Origin of the sequence: Teichococcus aestuarii, from assembly GCF_042651065.1 — a bacterium.
GTDB lineage: Bacteria > Pseudomonadota > Alphaproteobacteria > Acetobacterales > Acetobacteraceae > Pseudoroseomonas > Pseudoroseomonas aestuarii.
Window position 1 is genome coordinate 1 of the sequence record NZ_JBHSCH010000119.1, and the last position, 6466, is coordinate 6466.

The 6466-nt window shown below is 65.9% G+C and carries 5 protein-coding genes; 2 read left to right on the forward strand and 3 right to left on the reverse strand.

All coding sequences use genetic code 11. From position 1 onward, the window contains the following. Positions 1-363 precede the first annotated feature (363 nt). Positions 364-1110, reverse strand: a complete 747-nt coding sequence (locus ACFOY6_RS23480; protein ID WP_379632454.1) for a Crp/Fnr family transcriptional regulator — start codon at positions 1108-1110, stop codon at positions 364-366. A 731-nt stretch (positions 1111-1841) separates the two neighbouring features. Between ACFOY6_RS23480 and ACFOY6_RS23485 the strand changes: the two genes are divergently transcribed. Next, on the forward strand, positions 1842-2039 hold the full coding sequence (locus ACFOY6_RS23485; protein WP_379652406.1) for a type II toxin-antitoxin system ParD family antitoxin: 198 nt from the start codon (positions 1842-1844) through the stop codon (positions 2037-2039). A gap of 4 nt (positions 2040-2043) precedes the next feature. Further along, on the forward strand, positions 2044-5379 hold the full coding sequence (locus ACFOY6_RS23490; RefSeq protein WP_379652407.1) for a PAS domain S-box protein: 3336 nt from the start codon (positions 2044-2046) through the stop codon (positions 5377-5379). Positions 5380-5683: 304 nt separating this feature from the next. On the opposite strand, the gene ACFOY6_RS23495 is transcribed toward ACFOY6_RS23490, so the two are convergent. Next, positions 5684-5947, reverse strand: a complete 264-nt coding sequence (locus ACFOY6_RS23495) for a hypothetical protein (protein ID WP_379632449.1) — start codon at positions 5945-5947, stop codon at positions 5684-5686. A gap of 10 nt (positions 5948-5957) precedes the next feature. Next, entirely contained in the window at positions 5958-6308 is a 351-nt protein-coding gene (locus ACFOY6_RS23500) for a hypothetical protein (protein ID WP_379652408.1), read from the reverse strand. Positions 6309-6466 lie beyond the last annotated feature (158 nt).

The following is a 6466-nucleotide window of genomic DNA, read 5'->3' on the forward strand; positions in this document are numbered from 1 at the left end:
CTGGCGGAGCGGCATCTCCACCCGTTCCAGCTTCGGCCAGAGGCGGGCGAGGCTGTCCGGCGGCAGGGCGGCGAGCAGGCGGTTGCGGGGCGTGGTGGGGATTTGGGCAGAGAGGGTCATGATGGGCTCCTTCGACAGGGCGGCGGCGGGAGCACACGTATCTCTCAGCCACCGGCGCCGGAGAACCTCAGCGAGCGATGCAAGGTACATGGGGAGCGGACCGCATTTTCCCAGAGCGGAACCCTACTGGCTCTTTAGGCCAACACTGGCAACAGGGACTGATCATGGCTGATGCCAATCAGCATTTGGTCCCCGACGTTGTGCAAGAGTTAGCGTTCTTCCTGCTTTGCCCTGGCAGAGAGATCAGCGCTGGTTGTTGTTGATAGCGTCCGCCCACCGGCCCAGGATCCGGTCCTGATCGCGCTGTTCGAGGCTGTAGCACTCACAAGCGGTATGCTCGAGGCTGAGTCGGTGCATGATCCTAAGCTGGTCCTCCTCGTAGTGGATGAGGCCGGCCGTCTGGAGCGCGCTGACGCATGCCATGGCCTTGCCGCGATGTACTCCGAGCATCATCGCCAGGAAGTCGTCGCTCATCAGGAACTCGTCGCCCCCGGCTCTGTCATGGGCCATCAACAGCCACCGTGCCAAGCGCTGATTATCGCTGTGCTGCCCGTTGCAGACTGCAGTGCGGGCCACCTGCCTCTGGTGGACCAGGGCGTGGCGGAGCAGGAGGCTGGTCAGGATCGGGAAGCGCTCCATCGCCTCCTGCAACGCCGCGGCGCTCATTCGCAGCGCCGTGCCGGAGCCTTGTACCATGGCCTCGAGGATGTCGCTGTCGCCGCCCAGCACGACAGGTAGGCCAACCATGCCTTCTTGCCCGATCAGCGCGACCTCGGACACGTCGCCATCGTCCAGGTAGGCGAGCATGGAAAGCCAGCCAGATTCGGGGAAGTAGACAAGATCGATCAGCTGGTTCGCTTCCAGCACAACTTGGCGAAGGGACAGCTCGACCACATCCAGCCTGGGCCGCAACTCTGCGTAGATTTCGGGCGGCAGGGCCGCCAGAAGATGGTTGCGAGGAATACGAGGCGCTTCAGTTGAACAGGTCATGGCGGTCTCCAGCGGGACAAGGGCGGGAGTGCCCGTGTTCCTCTACTGAGCCGAACCAGGATCTTGGGGGAGGGTTCGCTGCCTTCACCGAAAGCCAGAACATCCTCTCCGTGAAACCACACAGCCCAAGGCTGACCTAATCATGAGGCTGGATCAGCCTGGCCACAATACCCTGGGAGGATCTCCATTGTGGCGGAGCCACTAGACAGCAACGGAGAGTACATCCGCCCAAGGTTATCGTCACGAGGAAGAAGGGTCATCTCCTACGCCTTGAGGATCATGGAGCCAGCGAGGTAGGGGCTCTGCGGGAGGACCAAGCACGGCTACAAGGCGATGAGCTTCCATGGAAGTATGGCGTAGGTGGCGTAAAAGCACCCGAAACATGTCTGCTTGTGGGCCATTGTCGATCGCCTCGGCTAGATCTTCCAGGCGAGCTACGTCTCTCTCGATCTGCCAAATATATTGATAGTCTTTACCGCTCATTGCAGCCGAGATCCCTGCGAGTTTTGTAGCAAAACCCAGGATGCTGCGAAGGTTCCCAGCAGTACGAGCCTCAACCCTTACAGCAAAGCTTCACCTCACAGGCATTTCGTATGGGGCGCCAGGGCTAACGCTTTCAAGATGCCCCTTGTCTAACACCACACGAAGGATAGGAGAGGCGGCTGCCAGGTTGCCGAAAAGCAAGGGTATGAATTCTTCATCCTGAGTTGGGATTCGGCTACTCAGTAGCCATGCCTTCCGCCGAAGCTGTCACCATCTCCCTCACGCCCGAGCTGCGCCGTTACATCGACGAGCAGGTCGCCTCTGGCCGCTACCAGACCACCAGCGAGGTAGTGCGCGCCGGCCTGCGCCTGCTGACCCGGGAAGACCCGCCACGGTACCTGCAGTCCGAAGGCGTGTTGCGCGCTTCAACGACCCGGAAACGCTGACGTCATGACCCGGCAGAACGGTGAACCGGCCTGGACGGAAGAGGAGCGGCTGGCTGCCCTCCAGCGGACCGGCCTCCTCGATACACCGCCCGAGCAGGCCTACGACGATTTGGTGCGCCTCGCAGCCGAGCTGATCGGCGCGCCCATGGCGGCCATCCATCTGATCGCGGAGGACCGGCAGTGGGGCAAGGCTGAGATTGGCCTCGGCACGCGCGACATGCCGCGCAACATCGCCTTCTGCCCCTACACCCTGCTGGAGCCGGACGGGCTGGTGGTGCCAGATGCCACCCGGGATGCCCGCTTCGCCCACAACCCGCTGGTCACCGGAACCCCAGGCATCCGCTTCTACGCCGGGATGCCGCTCCTCTCGGAGGGGCTGCCGGTCGGTGCCCTCTGCGTCATCGACACCGTTCCGCATGAGGCCGGCCTCAGCGAGAAGCAGCGCCTGATCCTGAAGGCGCTCGCCGCCCAGGCCAGCAGTCAGATCGCCCTGCGCAGGACCCTGGCGGAGCGGGACGCGCTGGCCGCCGAGCGGGACCGCGCCGCCGCGCTCCACCGTCAGACGCTCAATAGCGCGGTCGATTTCGCCATCGTCTCCACCGACTTGGCAGGCCGCATCACCGGCTGGAACACCGGGGCAACGCGCATCCTGGGCTGGACGGAGAGCGAGATGCTCGGCCAGCCGGCCGACCTGTTCTTCACCCCCGAGGACCGGGCCTTCCGCCAGCCCGACGTCGAGATGCGCCGGGCGGCACGGCAGGACCGGGCCCTCGACGAGCGCTGGCACCAGCGCAAGGGCGGCTCCCGCTTCTGGGCTTCGGGCGAGATGATGGCGCTGCGCGACGAGCAGGGCCATCATATCGGCTATCTAAAGATCCTGCGCGACCGCACGGAGCAGCATCTGGCGGGCGAGGCGCTGGAGGCTGTCAACGAGCGGTTCCGGCTGTCCCAGCGCGCCACCCGGGACGCGATCTGGGACTGGGATTTCAAAGCAAACCAGGTGCTGTGGAACGCGGCGCTGCAGGAAGCTTATGGCTGGACGCCGGAGCAGGTACTGCCGACCGGCGACTGGTGGATCGACACCATCCACCCCGAGGATCGTGTCAGGATTGACCAGAGCATCCACGCGGTGATCAACGGCACCGGGAGTGACTGGTCGGACGAGTACCGTTTCCAGCGGGCAGATGGCAGCTACGCCATCGTGCTCGACCGCGGCCACATCATCCGCGACCGCCACGGACGCGCGGTGCGCATGATCGGCGCCATGCTCGACCTGACCCGGATCCGGAACGCGGAAGCCGCCCTGCGCGCCAGCGAGGAGCGATTCCGGACCATCCTGGAGACGGTGGAGGCGGCGTTCGCCATCGTCGAGGTCAAGTTCGACGCGGACGACAAGCCGGTGGACTACCGCTTCGTCGAGGCCAACGACGCCTTCGAACGACAGGCGGGCGTGGATCTTCGCGGCAAGTGGGTCACGGAGTACGCGCCGGATCTGGAGCGGTTCTGGTTCGAGACCTACGGGCATGTCGCGAAGACCCGCGAGCCCTTGAGCTTCGAGAGTTACGCGGAAGCCTTCAAGCGCTGGTTCGACGTGCGCGCCGTCCCGGTCGGCGATCCCGCTGACCGGCAGATCGCGATCATCTTCGACGATGTCACCGAGCGGCGTGCCGCGGAAGAGCGCCTGCGCACCAGCGAGGCGCTGGCGCGCGAGAACATCGAGCGCGTGCAGCTGGCGCACGCGGCCGGCGCGATCCTCGGCACCTGGCATTGGCACCTGCCCACCGACCGCTTTACGGTGGATGAGGGCTTCGCCCACGCCTTCGGCCTCGACTCCGCGCTCGGCCGCGAGGGCCTCCCGCTGGAACAGGTGGTGGCAAACGTCCATCCCGACGACAAGCCGGGGCTGGCCACCGCCATCAAGGAGGCGGTCGCCCGCGGCGGTGCCTACGCCCACCAGTACCGGGTGCGCCGTGCCGACGGAAAGTACTACTGGATCGAGGCCAATGGCCGTGTCGAACACGCGCCGGACGGTACGCCGCTGAGCTTCCCGGGCGTGCTGCTCGACGTGCAGGAGCGGCGTGCTGTGGAGGCGGAGCGTGACCGGGTTACCACGGAACTCCGCGCGCTCACCGACACCCTGGAGCAGCGCGTCGCCGAGCGCACGGCGGAGCTGCAGCACGCCGAGGAGCAGCTGCGCCAGGCACAGAAGATGGAGGCCGTGGGCCAGTTGACGGGCGGCCTGGCACACGACTTCAATAACCTGCTGACCGGCATCGTGGGCTCTATTGAGCTGCTGGGCATGCGCGTGGAGCAGGGGCGCATCAGAGACCTGGACCGCTACGTCCTGGCAGCCATGGGCGCGGCCAAGCGCGCGTCGTCGCTGACGCACCGGCTACTGGCCTTCTCCCGCCGGCAGACCTTGGATCCAAAGCCCACCGACGTGAACCGGCTGGTATCGGGAATGGAGGAGCTGATCCGGCGCACCATGGGGCCGTCCATCGCGCTGGAGGTTGTCGCGGCCGGCGGGCTATGGGCGACGCTGGTTGATCCCAACCAGCTGGAGAACGCGTTGCTGAACCTCAGCATCAACGCGCGCGACGCAATGCCGGATGGCGGACGGCTGACGATCGAGACGGCGAATATGTGGCTTGACCCCCGCGTCGCCAGAGCGCGGGAGATGGAGCACGGCCAGTACGTCACGATCAGCGTCACCGACACCGGCACCGGCATGCCGCCCGAGGTGGTCGCGCGCGCCTTTGATCCGTTCTTCACCACCAAGCCGCTGGGGGAAGGTACGGGCCTGGGGCTTTCCATGATCTACGGCTTTGCCAGGCAGTCCGGCGGTCAGGCGCAGATCTACTCGGAGGTCGGCCTGGGCACGACGGTGCGCCTCTACCTGCCGCGGCACATTGGCGAGGCGGAAGCGGCGGAGAACCTGCCGAACCTCAGCCAGGCGCCTAGAGCGGAAGTGGGACAGACCGTTCTGGTGGTCGATGACGAGCCGACGATCCGCCTGCTGGTCTTGGAGGTGCTGGAGGATCTCGGCTACGCAGCGGTCGAGGCGGCAGATGGCGCCTCGGGCCTGAGCATCCTACGCTCCGATGCCCGGATCGACCTGCTGGTCACCGACGTCGGCCTGCCGGGCGGCATGAACGGGCGCCAGCTGGCTGATGCGGCCCGCGTCATCCGACCCGAACTGAAGGTCCTGTTCATTACAGGCTACGCCGAGAACGCCGTGATCGGGAACGGGCAGCTGGAGCCAGGGATGCACGTCATGACCAAGCCCTTCGCGCTGGAAGCCCTGGCCAACCGCATCAAGGACCTGATCCGGCACGAGTAGCACCGGGGCGGATCTGAAGAGGCCGGGACATGCCGTGAAGCCTTTTTCATCCTCTTCAGCTCCGCTCGCAAGTGGCAGCTCTCAGTTATTGCGGCGAGGCGTTCTGCCTCGGCCACGAGGTGCTGGATGTTGGCGGACCACGGCGCGAAGCGCGATAGCTTGCGCGTTGTCAAACAGCGTTTCTATGAGGTCACGCATCTGCTGAAGTGTCATTCCAGTCTAGCAAAAGACTGGCCTGCGACGCGCTTCCTCAAAGATGGCAGGAGGCGCTGGCACCCAATCAGGACCAGCAAATCAAAGGTTATCAGTCTGGCGCGAGCCTGCTGGTGCCTGCTCTATACCCCTGCGGCAGTCGCCGCTCGTCGAGCCACAGGTCTATGAGGGTCTCGACGAACGAGGCCTGGCCGAAGCTGGCGCCATGATAGGAGTGGTCCGGCATTAGCAGCACGTTGTGCACACCGCAGCACCGGATCGTGGCGCCGCGGTGTTCGCATGCGGTCCAGCCGTTCGGGGTTTCCGGGCGGCTGACGACGCGGAATCGCTCGGGAATGACGGTGGGCATGGCCATGCCCGGCTTGTTACTCCCCGGCGCTCAGCGCCACCAGCCCGGCCCGGATGCGCGCCAGCAGAGTGGCGTTGGCCTGTTCGGCCTGCACCAGCTGCTCACGCGTCGTCTCCAGCTCGCGCCGCAGAGCCTCGAGGTCGGCATCGCCCTCCTCCGGCTCCGGCTGGGGCTGGGGCTGCGGCCCCGGCTCATCCGCCAGTAGCCCGGCTGCCTCCAGCAGCGGCTCCGCCTGATCCTGCCAGGCCGTGGCCAGCACCCGCGCGGCAGCATCGTAACCGGACAGGTCCGCGCGGTAGATTGCCAGCAGGGCAGGGAGAGGCGCTTGCCCATCCGGCGCGTCGCCTGCCACCAGGCCGAGCTTCACCCGCGCGGCCCAGGCGATGTGCTCCAGCGCGGCCAGTGGCGTGGCCGGATTGCGGCGGCGCTGTATTCATCCGGCGAGGGCCGCGGGTCAAACTGCAGGTTTGCGCTTGACGGGTGGCTTGCGCGCCCATGCCTTGGCCAGGGCTGCGACGGCTTTGG